This is a genomic window from Salinivibrio sp. PR5 (assembly GCF_001996085.1).
GTDB classification, from domain to species: domain Bacteria; phylum Pseudomonadota; class Gammaproteobacteria; order Enterobacterales; family Vibrionaceae; genus Salinivibrio; species Salinivibrio proteolyticus.
The window spans coordinates 1-16,630 of sequence record NZ_MUFK01000039.1 but is presented as its reverse complement, the minus strand read 5'-3'; the positions used below and the strand labels follow the sequence as shown (position 1 = coordinate 16,630).

General features: G+C 50.3%; 17 protein-coding genes. 10 read left to right on the top strand and 7 right to left on the bottom strand.

All coding sequences use genetic code 11. The features are described 5' to 3' along the window. Positions 1-403: 403 nt before the first annotated feature. The 7 genes from BZG82_RS12960 to dnaA all read right to left on the bottom strand — a co-directional run bounded on the left by BZG82_RS12960 (position 404) and on the right by dnaA (position 8,039). Positions 404-841 carry an Hsp20 family protein gene (locus BZG82_RS12960; protein ID WP_077663440.1) on the bottom strand — a complete coding sequence of 146 codons (438 nt, stop codon included), beginning with the start codon at positions 839-841 and terminating at the stop codon, positions 404-406. Between the two features lie 214 nt (positions 842-1,055). Beyond that, on the bottom strand, positions 1,056-1,454 hold the full coding sequence (locus tag BZG82_RS12955) for a VOC family protein (RefSeq protein WP_077766011.1): 399 nt from the start codon (positions 1,452-1,454) through the stop codon (positions 1,056-1,058). A gap of 29 nt (positions 1,455-1,483) precedes the next feature. Next, on the bottom strand, positions 1,484-1,861 hold the full coding sequence (locus BZG82_RS12950) for a VOC family protein (protein ID WP_077480197.1): 378 nt from the start codon (positions 1,859-1,861) through the stop codon (positions 1,484-1,486). A gap of 158 nt (positions 1,862-2,019) precedes the next feature. After that, complete coding sequence (gene gyrB, locus BZG82_RS12945) at positions 2,020-4,437, bottom strand: DNA topoisomerase (ATP-hydrolyzing) subunit B (RefSeq protein ID WP_077663437.1); 2,418 nt, start codon at positions 4,435-4,437, stop codon at positions 2,020-2,022. Positions 4,438-4,455: 18 nt separating this feature from the next. After that, a complete protein-coding gene (gene recF, locus BZG82_RS12940; protein WP_077663436.1) occupies positions 4,456-5,535 on the bottom strand; it encodes a DNA replication/repair protein RecF in 1,080 nt (359 codons plus the stop codon). A gap of 3 nt (positions 5,536-5,538) precedes the next feature. Beyond that, positions 5,539-6,639: a DNA polymerase III subunit beta gene (gene dnaN, locus BZG82_RS12935; RefSeq protein WP_077480194.1), complete on the bottom strand. Its 1,101-nt coding sequence runs from the start codon at positions 6,637-6,639 to the stop codon at positions 5,539-5,541. 2 nt (positions 6,640-6,641) lie between these two features. Continuing rightward, on the bottom strand, positions 6,642-8,039 hold the full coding sequence (gene dnaA, locus BZG82_RS12930; protein WP_077480193.1) for a chromosomal replication initiator protein DnaA: 1,398 nt from the start codon (positions 8,037-8,039) through the stop codon (positions 6,642-6,644). A gap of 346 nt (positions 8,040-8,385) precedes the next feature. Here dnaA and BZG82_RS12925 point away from each other — a divergent pair, with 346 nt between their 5' ends. The 10 genes from BZG82_RS12925 to mioC all read left to right on the top strand — a co-directional run bounded on the left by BZG82_RS12925 (position 8,386) and on the right by mioC (position 16,372). Continuing rightward, complete coding sequence (locus tag BZG82_RS12925; RefSeq protein WP_415752744.1) at positions 8,386-9,099, top strand: amino acid ABC transporter substrate-binding protein; 714 nt, start codon at positions 8,386-8,388, stop codon at positions 9,097-9,099. Between the two features lie 57 nt (positions 9,100-9,156). Then, the gene (locus tag BZG82_RS12920; protein WP_069590737.1) at positions 9,157-9,828 is read left to right on the top strand and encodes an amino acid ABC transporter permease; all 672 of its coding nucleotides are present in this window, start codon (positions 9,157-9,159) and stop codon (positions 9,826-9,828) included. Continuing rightward, a complete protein-coding gene (locus BZG82_RS12915) occupies positions 9,825-10,571 on the top strand; it encodes an amino acid ABC transporter ATP-binding protein (RefSeq protein ID WP_077480191.1) in 747 nt (248 codons plus the stop codon). Before BZG82_RS12920 ends, BZG82_RS12915 begins: the two co-directional genes overlap by 4 nt. A gap of 222 nt (positions 10,572-10,793) precedes the next feature. Beyond that, positions 10,794-10,928, top strand: a complete 135-nt coding sequence (rpmH, locus tag BZG82_RS12910; protein ID WP_025672864.1) for a 50S ribosomal protein L34 — start codon at positions 10,794-10,796, stop codon at positions 10,926-10,928. 13 nt (positions 10,929-10,941) lie between these two features. Next, positions 10,942-11,313 carry a ribonuclease P protein component gene (gene rnpA / locus BZG82_RS12905; RefSeq protein WP_069590733.1) on the top strand — a complete coding sequence of 124 codons (372 nt, stop codon included), beginning with the start codon at positions 10,942-10,944 and terminating at the stop codon, positions 11,311-11,313. Further along, positions 11,265-11,525, top strand: a complete 261-nt coding sequence (gene yidD / locus BZG82_RS12900; RefSeq protein WP_077456636.1) for a membrane protein insertion efficiency factor YidD — start codon at positions 11,265-11,267, stop codon at positions 11,523-11,525. The genes rnpA and yidD overlap by 49 nt, the downstream gene beginning before the upstream one ends. Positions 11,526-11,527: 2 nt before the next feature. Further along, entirely contained in the window at positions 11,528-13,141 is a 1,614-nt protein-coding gene (gene yidC, locus BZG82_RS12895; protein ID WP_077678374.1) for a membrane protein insertase YidC, read from the top strand. A 98-nt stretch (positions 13,142-13,239) separates the two neighbouring features. Further along, entirely contained in the window at positions 13,240-14,604 is a 1,365-nt protein-coding gene (mnmE, locus tag BZG82_RS12890; protein WP_077456640.1) for a tRNA uridine-5-carboxymethylaminomethyl(34) synthesis GTPase MnmE, read from the top strand. A gap of 225 nt (positions 14,605-14,829) precedes the next feature. Then, positions 14,830-15,909: a GGDEF domain-containing protein gene (locus BZG82_RS12885; protein ID WP_158011505.1), complete on the top strand. Its 1,080-nt coding sequence runs from the start codon at positions 14,830-14,832 to the stop codon at positions 15,907-15,909. Between the two features lie 10 nt (positions 15,910-15,919). Continuing rightward, positions 15,920-16,372 carry an FMN-binding protein MioC gene (mioC, locus tag BZG82_RS12880; RefSeq protein WP_077456644.1) on the top strand — a complete coding sequence of 151 codons (453 nt, stop codon included), beginning with the start codon at positions 15,920-15,922 and terminating at the stop codon, positions 16,370-16,372. Positions 16,373-16,630 lie beyond the last annotated feature (258 nt).

The following is a 16,630-nucleotide window of genomic DNA, read 5'->3' as shown; positions in this document are numbered from 1 at the left end:
GTCGCTTGGTCTTAATATAGAACCATTCTGCACCCCATATTTCTAAACGGGTTAATACGGCGCAGTGCGAACAATCATTTGGCTTGGCTTGACAAATAGTATTGGATCGTTCACTTGAGACAATCCAAATGTTCCACGTGAAACCTATCGACTTTATTCTGTGCAACAACTCAGATTCTTGTTCACAGCTCGACCACGCGCTTTTTTAAACACAGTCCATAATAGTAGGTTCAACCCGCAGCATCATTAGCGAGGGATAACCGCCCACGAGTACAAGTGAAGGGAACGTGTCTATAAAGCGAAGATGTAAAACAGGCTTGCGAATCGGAACACCACAATTCGCTAGCCACAAAAAAGGGCAGCCATGCTGCCCTCTCCTTTTTCGTATCGTTCTGGCCGACACTTACTCAACGTTTTCGAGTAAACGGCTACCGATTTCGATGCGACGAGGTTTTTCCTCTTCAGGCACCTCACGCACTAAATCAATATGAAGCATGCCGTTTTCCATTTCCGCCCCCGTCACTTTAATGTGATCGTCGAGGTGGAACTTGCGTTCGAAATCACGCTCAGCAATGCCCTGATACAAAAACTTCGTATCTTGATTACGGGTGTGTTTTTTACCTGCAACCGTGAGGCTGTTTTTTTGCTGAGTAATGTCTACTTCGTCTTGGCTAAAGCCAGCGACCGCCATGGTAATTCGGTATTGGTTCTCTTTGCCTTGCTCAATGTTGTAAGGAGGAAAACCACCTGCGTTTGACGCATTCGTGTTTTCAACCAAATCGAACAAACGGTCAAAACCAATTGCGGTACGATAGAGTGGAGAGAAATCAAAGTTACGCATAATCTTACCCTTCCTATGAAGCAATAAAATATCATCTACGGCTTTCCAACTTGGACAAGCCCCCGGCGACCCAATGGCATCGCCTCATTACTCTATATAAGGTTGCGCGATTTGATTTCAAGCCTCGTCGAGCAATTTTTTATCATCGCTTCTCGTGTCACTGGTTATCCATCAATACAGGTGCGTTCATATATCCTCTGATCGCTTTGATAAACTACGACTCAGGATGATGGCATACCGCTTCAATGTTATTGCCGTCTGGGTCAATAAGAAATGCCCCAAAGTAATGGTTGTGATACATAGGCCTCAGACCTGGCTTACCATTATCGATTCCCCCAGCCTCCATTCCAGCATCGTAAAACGCCTCCACTGTCGTTCTTGTCGGTGCTGAAAATGCTATATGACGAGGGGTATAGGGAGTCTGGGTTTCTATCACCCAAAAGGTGGGCCGATCGCTTGGTCCAAAAGCACACATTCGCTGAGTCGGAAAATCAGTATTCCATTCTGCAACAAACTCCATTTGGATCGCATAGCCGAGCGGTTCAAACACCGAACGATAGAACTCTTTAGTCGCCGAGAAATTCGTTGCGTAAGTACTTAGATGGTCAATCATAGTTGCTCCTTATTGGGATAGCGGCATGCTTAATCAATAGGTGCGACACGCACGAAATGCCCATCAGGATCTTGAATCACGAAGGTTCGGCCAAACACATCATTGTAAGGAGATTGAACAACATTGATTGTGAGGTTGTTCGACCATTGATCAAAAACGGCATCAACGTCATCATTGGTAGGCACCATAATGCCAATTTCGCTCAGTCGCGTGATTGATGGCGATGGCTGCTCGCCGCCGGTCCACAACGCGAACAAAGCATCGCCCTGCTCAGAGGCAGAAAAGGCGACGTATCTTGGGCTGGTAAACACTGGCTCACACTGAAACAGTTGCTGGTAGAAACTCACGGAACGGTCAATATTAGACACATAAACCAGTTGGAGATTAGCACGCGTTTTTATAGACATCAGGCTTCCTATCACTTTGTCGTTACGGAGCTATTGAGTCTACTTACTCACAAAAATACTGTATATAAAAACAGTGCTCTGTTGTGTACTGCCTCGCATAAAAATAAAAAAGGCCAGCAAAGCTGGCCTTAATCATGGTTAACCCGTTGATTTACCGTTTAAACGTCAAGGTTTTCCACTTTGAGTGCGTTATTTTCGATAAAGGCACGGCGTGGCTCAACTTGATCGCCCATCAAGGTGGTAAACAGCTCGTCTGCAGCGACTGCATCTTGAATGGTCACCTGCATCATACGGCGACCTTCAGGATCCATGGTGGTTTCCCAAAGCTGTTCTGGATTCATTTCACCTAGACCTTTGTAACGCTGACGCGATACACCACGAGTCGACTCTTTAATCAGCCAGTTTAGCGCTTGCTCAAAGCTTTCCACTTCTTGTTTACGCTCGCCCCGCTGCACATAAGCGCCTTCATCAAGCAACTCATTAAGCGTTTCAGACAAGCTGGCAATACGTCCATACTCTTTCGAGTTTAAGAAGTCGTAACTCACCAGATATTTGTGATCAACACCGTGCGTCCGTACCACCAGCTCCGGCACCCACACTTGATGCTCTTCGTCTAAGCGGCAAGATGCTTTGTATTGACTTTCACCCGTTGACTTACGGTTTAGAATCGCAACGATGTTTTCAACCCACTTCTTCGCCGCCCACTCATCACGCAAGTCGTCGACCGACAACCGAGGCTGGTACAGCAACTCATTGAGTAGCGAAGCTGGATAACGGCGGTTCATGCGCTTAATCAGCTTGATCACACCATTGTATTCTTTGACCAACTTCTCGAGTGATTCACCGTGCATCGCCGGTGCTTCTGGATTCACAAACAAGGAAGCATTTTCCAACGCCAACGCGACTTGGTATTGCTCCATTGCTTCGTCATCTTTGATGTATTGCTCTTGTTTTCCTTTCTTCACCTTGTACAAAGGAGGTTGAGCAATGTAGATATAACCACGCTCAATCAGCTCTGGCATTTGGCGATAGAAGAAGGTCAACAGCAAGGTACGAATGTGCGAGCCGTCCACATCCGCATCGGTCATGATAATGATGCTGTGATAGCGTAGCTTGTCCGGATCATACTCTTCTCGACCGATACCACACCCCATCGCAGTGATTAGGGTCGCGACTTCTTGCGACGAGAGCATTTTATCAAAACGGGCTTTTTCCACGTTAAGGATCTTACCTTTGAGCGGCAAAATCGCTTGGTTCTTACGGTTACGCCCTTGTTTGGCCGAGCCACCTGCCGAGTCACCCTCCACAATGTAGAGTTCAGACAGTGCCGGATCTTTTTCTTGGCAGTCGGCAAGCTTGCCAGGTAGGCCCGCTAAATCTAACGCACCTTTACGTCGAGTCATCTCTCGCGCTTTACGTGCCGCATCACGCGCGCGCGCCGCATCGATAATCTTAGTGCACACCACTTTGGCGTCCGCTGGATGTTCAATCAAAAAGTCAGACAGGTGTTCACCCATGGCCGACTCAACGGCAGACTTCACTTCTGACGACACCAGCTTATCTTTGGTTTGGCTTGAGAACTTAGGATCAGGCACTTTCACCGACACCACAGCGGTCAACCCCTCACGAGCATCATCGCCCGAGGTCGCCGCTTTGGCTTTCTTCGAGTAGCCTTCTTTATCCATAAAGCTATTAAGCGTACGCGTTAGCGCGGCGCGGAATCCGGCAAGGTGGGTACCACCATCGCGCTGTGGAATGTTGTTGGTAAAGCAGTAGATGTTTTCTTGGTAGCCGTCATTCCATTGCATCGCCACTTCAACGCTCACACCATCTTCACGGGTGTGTTCAAAATGGAATACCGAGGGGTGAATCGCGGTTTTCTTATTGTTGAGGTGTTCAACAAAGGCGCGGATGCCCCCTTCGTATTTGAAGTGATCCGCTTTATCTTCTTCGCGCTCATCCACCAGCTTGATCGATACACCTGAGTTCAGGAACGACAGCTCACGCAGACGCTTGGCTAAAATGTCATAGTTGAAATTGATGTCAGAGAAGGTTTCTTCACTGGGCCAAAAACGGATACGGGTACCGGTTTGTTCGGTATCACCAATCACCGCCAATGGGCCTTGTGGCTCACCGTGGGAAAAATTGAGCTGGTGAATATGGCCATCACGCCAAATGGTCAACTCTAGCTTCTCAGAGAGTGCGTTCACCACGGACACACCCACGCCGTGCAAACCACCGGAAACTTTGTAGGAGTTGTCGTCAAACTTACCGCCGGCATGCAATACCGTCATGATAACTTCAGCGGCGGAGACCCCTTCTTCTTCGTGGATATCAACAGGAATACCACGACCATCATCTTTCACCGAGACAGAGCCGTCTTCGTGGATGGTCGCCACGATATCGTTACAATGTCCGGCTAGTGCTTCATCGATCGAGTTATCGACCACTTCGAACACCATGTGGTGGAGGCCGGTACCGTCGTCTGTGTCGCCGATATACATTCCCGGACGCTTACGGACGGCGTCCAAGCCCTTCAGTACCTTGATACTCGATGAATCGTATTCGTTGGACATTGAGTTACTCTCGCTTATTTATCCTGCGTTTATTTTGCCATGTTCCACATGAAACATCTTACTATTTTCGTCGCACATTTCCGCGACTTGATCGGCACTAATGGCGCTGACAAAAACCTGTGCGCCGGTGCGCTTGAGTTCGCTTGCCAATAGGGCTCGGCGGCGACTATCAAGCTCCGATGCAAAATCATCAATCAAGTAAATACAGGCAATTCCCTGTTGTTCACTATAGAGCTGGCCTTGTGCAAGTCGTAGCGCACAAACCATTAATTTTAACTGACCTCGGGACAACACATCATCCACTGGCGTCCCTTGCACCTTGATGCGCAAATCCGCCTTGTGCGGTCCGGAGACGGTGTATCCCATTTGTTGGTCGCGCTCAAAATTGGCTGCCAACAAGGTTTGGTAATCCGTGTCTTTCTCCCACCCTCGAGAGAAACTAAATTGTATCGAAAATTCGGGTAAAAAAGCCTCACATAATGCGGCAGCGCGTTCAGCTACGGCATCCACGTAATCGGCTCGCCACTGACTTATTTGCTCAGCCAACACCGCCAATTCCGCATCCCACATCTGGATGTCTCGGTAGCGCCGCGCCGTTTTCAACGCAGCGTTGCGTTGTTTAGTGAGTCGTTTGACCCGCGTCCAGGCTTCGAAAAAGCCAGCTTGAGAGTGAAACACGCCCCAATCGACAAACGCGCGGCGAAATTTGGGGCCATCCGTCAGCAGCTCAAACCCTTCAGGAGTAATCAGCTGCAAGGGCAGCACTTTTGCCAAGGCCACCAGCTTCTGCCCTTTTTCTTGGCCTATTTTAACATCTGCACTGCCATCACGGCGCTTTTGAATACCGACAGGAAGCAAGATCGCATCTTGAGTTTTAACCCGTCCATGCACGGTTAAGCTGGGTTGCTGATGACGGATCACTCGGCTATTGAGTGCGCTGCGAAACGAGCGTCCGTGGCCAAGAAAGTGGATGGCCTCAAGCACACTGGTTTTACCGCTACCGTTGGGGCCAATTAAAAAGTTAAAGCCTGACGACAGTTCGATATCGCAGGCTTCAATATTCCTAAAGTCGTGAACGACCAATCGAGTAAGCGCCATAACCTAGAGGCGGATTGGCATCACAACATACATGGCATCATCGCGGGCACAGTCTTCAATAAGGGTACTGCCCACCGCATCTGTCATCGAAAAGCGCACTTTGTCACAACGTAAGGTGTTGAGTACATCCAACACATAGCTGACGTTAAAGCCAATTTCGATCGGCTCGCCTTGAAAGGTGACGTCGAGAAATTCTTCGGCTTCTTCCTGCTCCGGGTTATTGGCGGAAATACGTAGCTCGCTGCCTTCAATATTCATCCGAACGCCACGAAATTTCTCGTTAGACAGCACCGCAGCTAACGACAGCGCTTGCTTGAGCTCCGCACAGTCGACCTCAAGTGTGCGAGAAGTGGATTGCGGCAGCACGCGACGATAGTCTGGGAAACGACCATCCACCAATTTAGAGGTGAAGGTGACATTGCCAACCACGGCACGAATGTTCGATGCGCCAATTTGAATATTAACGAGGTGCTCACTGTCATCTAACAAGCGCGCGAGCTCACTCACCCCTTTACGCGGCACAATCACCTGTTGCGCGGGTAAGGTATCATCCATCGAGAGCTGACAGACCGCCATCCGGTGCCCGTCGGTTCCGACCGTCCGTAATGTCTGCCCTTCTGTTTCAAACAACAGCCCGTTGAGGTAATAGCGTACGTCTTGGTTTGCCATCGAAAACTGGGTCGCGTCAATCAGGTGACGCAACTTATCTTGTGGCAGCTGCAAACTTACATCTGCCTGCCACTGCTCGATGTTGGGATAATCATTAGCCGGCAATGTCGACAGCGTAAAGCGGCTACGTCCCGCGCGTACCACCACACGATCGCCTTCTTGAGCAACCGTAATTTGGGCTTCACTGTGTAACCCTTTAATGATGTCCATAAACTTGCGCGAAGGCACTGTAATCGCACCGTCGAGGTAATCGCCTTCCAACGGCGCGGTGGCATTCAGCTCCACTTCCATGTCCGTTGCTGTCAACGTCAATGCCTGATCAGCCACTTGGATGAGTAAGTTACTGAGAATTGGCAGCGTGCTTCGCCCACCCAGTGCGCCTGATACTTGTTGCAGCGGCTGTAGCAGCTGCTCTCGCGTAAGAGTAAATTTCATAATTAAGAGGACAATGTTCGAATCAGGTTAGAGTAATCTTCTTTAATGTCGTGGCTTTCTTCACGGAGCTGCTCGATTTTACGACACGCATGCAGCACAGTGGTATGGTCACGGCCACCAAAGGCATCACCAATTTCTGGCAAACTGTGGTTGGTTAGCTCTTTGGACAAGGCCATCGCCATTTGACGAGGGCGCGCGACCGACCGTGAACGACGCTTCGACAATAAATCCGCCATCTTGATTTTATAATACTCAGCGACTGTTTTCTGAATATTATCAATGGTGACCAGTTTTTCTTGCAAGGCGAGCAGATCTCGCAACGCTTCTCGGACAAAATCGATGGTGATCGCACGCCCGGTAAAGTTCGCGTTGGCAATCACGCGGTTGAGGGCTCCTTCCAGCTCTCGGACGTTGGAGCGTAAGCGCTTGGCGATAAAGAACGCCACCTCATCCGGTAACCGAATCGCATGATCTTCGGCTTTTTTCATCAAAATCGCCACTCGCGTTTCCAGTTCTGGCGGCTCAATGGCGACCGTCAGGCCCCACCCGAATCGCGACTTTAAGCGATCCTCAACCCCGTTGATCTCTTTAGGATAGCGGTCAGAGGTCAGAATGATCTGCTGGTTACCCTCAAGCAACGCATTAAAGGTATGGAAGAATTCTTCTTGCGAGCGTTCTTTGTTGGCAAAAAATTGAATGTCATCGATCAACAGTGCATCGACACTGCGGTAATAACGCTTAAATTCTTCAATCGCATTATTTTGTAGCGCCTTCACCATGTCTTGCACAAAACGTTCTGAGTGCATGTACACCACGCGCGCATCCGCTTTACGATCGGAAATCGCATTACCCACCGCATGCAACAAGTGAGTTTTACCTAAGCCCGTGCCGCCATAAAGAAAAAGCGGATTATAGGCCGCCCCTGGGTTATCCGACACCTGACGCGCCGCCGCTAACGCTAACTGGTTAGACTTACCCTCAACAAAGTTATTGAACTTGTGCTTGGGGTTCACGTTAGAGCGATGATTGACATCCGACTGAACGGGTGATGGCGCCGGTTCCCACACTCGACCTCGGCTCGGGGCCGGCTGGGCTTGCTGGGGTGCGGGCGCCGCTGCCGGTCCGGCTGGCGCCGAGGCGGGCGCTGCAGACACAGGTTTGCTGCCCACTTCAAACCGCAGCATGGGCACGTCGACGCCACAAAACTCGTTCAACAGCTGGTTAATTTGATGCAAGTATTTGTCTCGCACCCAATCAAGCACAAAGCGGTTTGGGGCGAACAGGGTCAACGTATTGTCATTGAGCTCGGCTTGTAACGGCCGCACCCACATACTGAATTCTGTTGCAGGTAGGTCTTCCTGAAGGCGCTCAAGACACTGCAACCAAAGCGATGATGACACGTTTGACTCCACGCAGTTATACCGAAAAAGAAAAGGCCACAATGGTACTCCTGTCAGGCGAAGATCGCCACCCACAAGATCCCGAAATCAGTGAATAAGATCGGAGTTATTCACATAGATCCCACAGATATACCATGGATCGCCACAAGGTACCCGCTTTTTACTCACAAGATTGCACACATCTCCTTAATGAGACGCGCGCGGAGAATTAAGTTATGGCTCATAACCAGACGGTATTTCTCGCCAGTAATCGTTCACTTCTATGATACGCCTCCTATTATTGAAGTTGTCATTACGGAGTATTGTCATGAGTAAATGGATCTTGAGCACCTTGCTAAGTGTGAGCATGGTGATTTCAGTGCCCGCGTTCGCCCAAGAAACCGTGAAAGTGGGGATGTCTGGGCGCTATTTCCCTTTCACCTTTGTGAAGCAAGACCAGCTGCAAGGGTTTGAAGTTGACCTTTGGGATGAGATTGGCCGCCGCAATGACTACCAAGTCGAGTATGTGACCGCTAACTTCTCTGGCCTGTTTGGTCTGTTACAAACCGGGCGCATCGACACCATTTCTAACCAAATCACCATCACCGACGAGCGTCAGGCAACCTATTTGTTCACCGACCCGTATGTGGTCGACGGCGCACAGATCACGGTTCGCAAAGGCAATGACACGATTCAGTCTGTGGCTGATCTGAAAGGCAAAACTGTTGCAGTGAACCTCGGCTCGAACTTCGAGCAGTTGTTACGCGAACACTCGGCAGCCGAGGATATCGACATTAAAACCTACGAGACCGGGATTGAACACGATGTCGCGCTCGGTCGGGCCGATGCGTTTGTGATGGATCGCCTGTCAGCCATGCAGCTGATTAAAGAATCGGGCTTGCCACTTCAACTGGCCGGGCAACCGTTTGAAACCATTGCCAATGCTTGGCCATTTGTCGACTCAGCACGCGGTCAGCGCCTACGTGATGAAGTGAACACCGCCCTCTCAGCCATGCGAGAAGATGGTACCTTGGCACAGATTTCTGTTAAGTGGTTTGGCGGCGACGTCACTAAAAAGTAAGTATTTACTCACATAAATAGGCCCGCTTTAGCGGGTCTGTGTATCTAAAGGACAGACATGGCGTTTGATTTTGACTATATGGCCTCTCTGTTCCCGTTACTGCTGAAGTATCTGGGGATCACGTTAGAGATGGCGGTGTGGGGATTAGTGTTTGCACTGATTTTGGCAGTGACGATTGCACTGATCCGCGTGTTTCGCCTACCGGTTTTCAATGGCCTCGCGCAACTGTTTATTAGTTTCTTTCGCGGTACGCCACTTCTGGTTCAGCTGTTTTTACTGTATTACGGTCTGCCTCAGGTCATCCCCGCGTTAGTCGGAATGGATGCTTTCACAGCCGCGGTGATCGGGATCAGCTTACACTTTTCTGCTTATATGGCCGAGTCAATTCGTGCCGCCATTACCAGCGTGGATCGCAGTCAAATGGAAGCCAGTCTGGCCATTGGCATGACGACTCGCCAAGCCATGCAGCGCATTGTGTTACCACAGGCAGCACGGATCGCACTTCCCTCTCTGATGAATTACTTCATCGATATGATCAAAGCCACATCACTTGCCTTCACGCTCGGGGTGGCAGAAATCATGGCGAAGGCGCAGATGGAAGCGTCGTCGAGCTTTAAATTCTTCGAAGCCTATTTGGCGGTCGCACTGATCTACTGGGCGGTCGTGGTCGCTTTGACCCGAGTACAACTTTGGGCAGAAAGCCATCTTAATAAGGCGTACCAACGATGATTAAGATAGAAAAGCTTAAAAAAGTCTACCAAGGCGTCGCGGTACTTGATGGCATCGATTTGACTATCGAGCGTGGCGAAATCGTGTGTATTATTGGCCCAAGCGGTACGGGAAAATCCACCCTATTGCGCTGTATTAATTTTCTCGAGCGTGCTGAGCAAGGGGTGATCAGTATCGGCGATCAGCGTGTTGATAGTGGCGATGCAAGCACCCGTAAACAGGCGATTTTGGCGTTGCGGCGCCAGACCGGCTTTGTATTTCAAAATTATGCCTTATTTGCTCACCTCACGGCACGAGACAATATCGCCGAAGGATTGCGAACGGTAAAAGGCTGGTCTAAAGAGGCAGCACGTCAGCGCGCGCAACAAATCCTCGACGACATAGGCTTGGGTGATAAAGGAGACCATTACCCCGCTTCCTTATCGGGTGGACAGCAACAACGGGTTGGCATTGGCCGTGCGATGGCACTTGAGGCCGAATTATTGCTTTTCGATGAGCCTACCTCTGCATTAGACCCAGAGTGGGTTGGCGAAGTGTTGGCGTTGATGAAAAAGCTCGCCACACGCCATCAAACCATGCTGGTGGTCACTCACGAGATGCAGTTTGCTCGCGATGTCGCTGACCGCGTGGTATTTATGAACGACGGCCACATCATAGCCCAAGGCACACCGGATTGGCTATTTAATCACTGCGCCGATCCACGCTTGCATAAGTTTTTGAATCAAGTCGGGATCGCTTCTTAACTTGCGCTCGTAAACGAAGGATCCTTGCGATCTCTGACTGAGCGCTTATAATTCCCGGCCCGGAGTGGCATCGGTTTAGTGATTGACTAATCGTTAGTCAATGGCTACAATCCGCCCTCTTTGTTGAGAGGCGTCGGAGACATTGGCTAAGGTATTGCCTGTTGCTAACCTCCCACGTCGGGTTAACAAACCTAACACTGATCAGTAATAAAGGTAGAAACCATGAAACGCACTTTTCAACCTTCAGTTCTAAAGCGTAAGCGCACTCACGGTTTCCGTGCGCGCATGGCGACTAAGAACGGCCGTAAGGTCATTGCCGCTCGCCGTGCGAAAGGCCGCAAGCAGCTTTCTAAATAATCCGCAGTGATTTGTGAATAAGCTCGCTTATCCTCGGGAGTTACGTCTGCTAACTCCCGAACATTTCAGTGCCGTCTTCCAGCAACCGCATCGCGCCGGTTCGCCGCACTTAACCATACTCGCCCGATCTAACTCGCTCGACCACCCACGTCTCGGTCAAGCTGTTCCGAAAAAGCAAATCAAACTTGCCGTTGATCGCAACCGCTTTAAACGTGTGGTTCGCGAGAGCTTTCGTTTACGTCAGCATCAACTACCGGCGAAAGATTTTGTGGTGATCGCGAAAAAAAGTGCCAACGACCTAAGCAATCAAGCGCTGCGAGACGAATTGGACAAGTTATGGCAACGTTTGTCGCGACCGCCGCGCAAAAAGCGCTCATCGCGCTGATTCGGGGATATCAACTGGTGATCAGCCCATTGATTGGGCCACGATGCCGGTTTACACCAACCTGTTCCCACTATGCCATCATGGCGATTCAATCCCATGGTGTGATAAAAGGGTGTTGGTTGGCAGGCAAACGTCTATTAAAATGCCACCCTTTGAATGATGGCGGTTACGATCCCGTGCCGCCTTGCGACCACCATAACAGAGACAATTAACAATGGATTCCCAACGTAATATCCTGTTGATTGCCCTATTGTTCGTTTCTTTCATGCTGTACATGGAATGGAACAAACCAGAATCCCCGCAGCCGCAGGGACAGGGCGTTGAGCAGCAGCAAACCACTCACAGTGACGTGCCTAGCAGCGACAATGGCGATACCACGTCTCTCGATGCACAGCCTGTCTCTGACAAGCTCGTCACCATCAAAACCGATGTATTAACACTTAAAGTGGATACACAAGGCGGTGATGTTGTGCACGCCGAGCTGCCTCAGTACGATGCGGAGCTCAACTCTGACAATGCCTTCACGCTGCTGCACACCAAACCCGATCACACCTTTGTGGCGCAAAGCGGTTTAATTGGTGCCAATGGTATTGATACTGCGCAAGGCCGTGCCCAGTATCAGGTGGCGCAAAACACCTTTACCCTCTCTGACGACCAAGACACCCTGCGCGTGCCAATGACGGTTGAAAAAGACGGGATCACGTACACCAAAACCTTTGTGCTTAAGCGTGGCAGCTATGCGGTGGATGTAGAGCACACCATCGATAACCAAACCGATGCCAACGCCAGTGTCACTATGTACACCCAGCTAAAACAAAATCTGCTGGACGATGGCGGTAGCTTAACCATGCCAACCTACCGTGGTGGCGCGTACTCTACCGACGATAAACGTTACGAAAAATACAGCTTTGATGACATGCAAAGCAAAAACTTGAATGTGACGTTTAACCAAGGTTGGGCAGCGATGATCCAGCACTACTTTGCTACCGCGTGGATCCCACGTGCGGACAATAATGTGCTGAGCACCCGTACTACCGCCCAGTATGGTTATATCCAAACCAAAACCAGCGATACCATTGCAGCAGGCACCAGTAAAACGCTGACAGCAACCTTGTGGGTCGGTCCGAAACTGCAAGAACAAATGGCCGCGGTGGCACCAAGCCTGGATTTGGTGGTCGACTACGGCTGGCTATGGTTTATCGCTAAACCGCTGCACTGGTTGCTCTCCACCATTCAAACCTTTGTGGGGAACTGGGGTCTGGCCATCATCATGCTAACCTTCATCGTGCGTGGCGCCATGTACCCGCTCACTAAAGCGCAGTACACCTCGATGGCGAAAATGCGCATGCTGCAGCCTAAACTGCAAGAAATGAAAGAGCGTATCGGTGACGATCGTCAACGCATGAGCCAAGAGATGATGGAGCTCTATAAGCGTGAGAAGGTCAATCCGCTTGGTGGCTGTCTGCCATTGGTTCTGCAAATGCCGATCTTTATTGCCTTGTACTGGGCACTGATGGAGTCGGTAGAATTGCGCCATGCGCCATTCTTTGGCTGGATTCAAGACTTGTCGGCACAAGACCCATACTATGTGCTGCCGCTGTTGATGGGTGCATCCATGTTCTTGATTCAGAAGATGAGCCCAACCACAGTCACTGATCCTATGCAGCAGAAGATCATGACCTTTATGCCTGTGGTCTTTACCTTCTTCTTCTTGTTCTTCCCATCCGGTCTGGTTCTATACTGGTTGGTATCGAACATCGTAACGCTTATCCAGCAAACCTTGATTTATAAATCGCTGGAGAAAAAAGGCCTTCATTCCCGCTCGTAAGTTAGGCCGCGTCAAGCAATAATAAAAAGGCGACCACGCGGTCGCCTTTTTCACGTTTACGGCCTTTAGGCCTGTCACCGACATCAAGAGTGCGCAATATGGCTCAAACCGACACTATCGTGGCACAAGCCACAGCAACAGGCCGCGGCGGCGTAGGGATTGTCCGCGTGTCCGGCCCTCTCGCTCATGAGATTGGTACAAAAATGACGGGACGCGAGTTAGTGCCTCGTCGTGCGGATTATTTGCCTTTTCTCGATCAGGAAGGTCAACCTATCGATCAAGGCATTGCCCTATTCTTTAAAGGCCCCAATTCATTCACAGGTGAAGATGTTCTAGAGCTGCAAGGTCACGGTGGCCCCGTGATCATGGACATGCTTATTCAGCGAATCAGCGCCTTTGACGGCGTACGAGCAGCCCGACCCGGTGAATTCTCCGAGCGCGCCTTCTTAAACGATAAACTGGATTTAGCCCAGGCCGAAGCAATCGCCGATTTAATCGATGCCAGCTCAGAACAAGCGGCTCGCTCTGCGTTGCAGTCCCTGCAAGGGGCCTTTTCCAAGCAGGTCAACCAACTGGTCGAAAAAGTGATTCATCTGCGCATGTATGTGGAAGCGGCCATCGACTTTCCTGATGAAGAGATTGATTTTCTCTCTGACGGTAAAGTGGCCAGCGATCTTGGGCATATCATTGAGCGTCTCGCCCTGTTGCGTAAAGAAGCCAATCAAGGAGCGATTATGCGCGATGGGATGAAGGTGGTCATTGCCGGACGCCCGAATGCCGGTAAATCGAGCTTGCTCAATGCCCTTTCCGGTAAAGAGAGTGCCATTGTCACCGAAATCGCAGGTACCACCCGCGATGTGCTCCGTGAACATATTCACATTGACGGTATGCCACTGCATATCATCGATACCGCTGGCTTACGGGATGCCTCGGATGAAGTGGAACGGATTGGGATTGAACGCGCCTGGAGTGAAATCGAACACGCCGATCGGGTATTGTTTATGGTCGATGGCACCACAACCACGGCGACCGACCCGGCCCAAATTTGGCCAGAATTTGTCTCTCGCTTACCCGAAGGCATGGGGATGACGGTGATCCGCAACAAAGCCGATATTACTGAAGAACCACTCGGTTTATGTGCAGTCAGTGAGCCTGCGCTAATCCGCTTGAGTGCCAAAACCGGAGAAGGCGTTGATGCCTTACGCCAGCATCTAAAAGCCTGTATGGGCTATGCTGGAGGCAGCGAAGGCAGTTTTATGGCACGTCGTCGTCATCTGGATGCGCTCGCCAACGCCGCACACCACCTCGACATCGGCCAAGCGCAGCTAGAAGGCTATATGGCAGGCGAAATCCTTGCCGAGGAATTACGCTTAACCCAACAACACCTCAATACCATTACCGGTGAGTTCACGGCTGACGATTTGCTGGGCAAAATTTTCTCCTCGTTCTGTATCGGAAAATAATTATCCCCAGCTCCTTCAAGGGATCCTTACTGCGAGGATCCCTTATTCTGGCGGCGCTGATCGCGGTTATCCTCAGAGTAAGATCCTGACTTATCCCCACAGTTTTCACCATGATCTGCTACGTTAATAGTGCGTCTAGCTGGAGGTGAAATGCTCTCGTCCTTAAATCCGATCTTATCGATCGGTTTAACCCCTCAAAATCAACTCATGCGCCATCAGATTAGAATGATCAATCTGTTAGGGCTTATTTGTGTGCTCGGCACACTTATCTTCTCCGCGCTCTATTGGTTTGCCTTTCAAAGCGCTATCGCCGCGTGGCACAACCTCCTCTATGCAGGCCTGTATGCGGGCGTATGGGGGATAATGGCAGCGGGTCATTGGTCGATTGCGCGCTATTGGCTATTTGGGGTGTTCTTTGCCCAACAGTTTGTGATGTCTTACTGGGTACTGGATACAAATAGCCAAAACGAATTGTTACTGCTGGTGGTACCGACTGTGGTAGTTTTAGTCTTTGAACCCACAGAGCGCTTTGCGCGCTACGGACTGGCCTTAGGCGCCATCGCGTTGATGTTCGCCGCGCAAGTGCTTCCCGCCCCCACGCCGTTAGTTTATCTCTCTAGCCTCCACGCACAGACCCTCTATTTAAGTGTGGTGTTGGTGTTTGTTGCGCTGTCCGTGGTGTTAATGGACTTTTACTTGTTCGATTTATACGCCATCAACCGCCAAGCCCGTCAGCAAATTCAGCGCGATGCCCTTACCCAAACGTGGAGCGCCAGCTATTTCTACCAATGTGTCGGGCAGCACGGTCGCGCAACCGCTGACAATCCGCTGGCTATCCTGTGCATCAATCTCGATGGTTTTCAATCTCTTAATTGGCGATATGGCCGTGATACAGGTGATCAGCTCCTTCAATTTACCGCCCAACTTCTTATCCGCCACCTACCGCATGACGCTATCATCAGCCGCACACATGCCGATCAATTTTTGGTTATGTTGGCAGGCCAAGCCTGCTTAGCCGCCCCCCATTGTGCCGCTCAGTGCCGACAAGCTATTGCGGAAACGCCTTTTACCTTTGCTGGCGGCGCTTATGCGCTCACCGTATCGATTGGTTTGGTGCAACAAATGGAAGGCAAAATCCACGCTATTCCCTTGATTGATCAAGCCACTCGAGCGATGACGGACGCCAAATTCGCAGGGGGCAATCAAATTGTTTGCCAACCCAGCAACGCCCCTGATTTTGCTACACCTTCATCGATTGACTCTGAACCCAACTGCCGAAATACTAGTCGCGATAATCGTGAATAATGAGGACAGTATGGCAAATGTAACCATTATCACCGGCAGTACGCTCGGTGGTGCAGAATATGTCGGTGATCACCTTGCCGATCTCCTACAAGCAAAAGGCCATCAGGCCCACGTGGTCAATGAAGGGATCCTCGATGATGTACTGAGCGCCAGTACATTGTTGATCGTCACGTCCACCCATGGGGCTGGCGACTTTCCAGATAGCATCGCGCCTCTGATGGAGCAGTTAATGAGCGAGCGGCCACTGTTGCGCGATCTCCATTACGGTGTGGTCGGCATTGGAGATTCAAGCTATGACACCTTCTGCGAGGCCGGCATGAAGGCGGATGCCTTGTTACAAGACCTTGGCGCCGTCAAAGTCGGGGAACGGGTCGATATTGATATTCAAGCGCATCCGGTCCCTGAGGATGAAGCGGAACGTTGGTTTACCGAGTGGGAACCCTTGATCCACAAAATCAAGTGAGCATTGTTTAACCATTTAATCTGTGGATAACTAAGGAATAACCCAGTGATCTTCCTTTAGTTATCCATTTAATAGTTTTACCCCCTCCCTACCATTGTGGATAACATGCCATTTTGATCCCAGGTGATACAGGATCGGATCCAAGGCCGCCCACAATAAGTGATCGTTTTAAGATCCTTGATCTCTATGATCTTTTTCCAGTTACCCACAAAGATCGTCTTCCTTAATAAAAGATCTAACAAAAGATCTATATAAAGA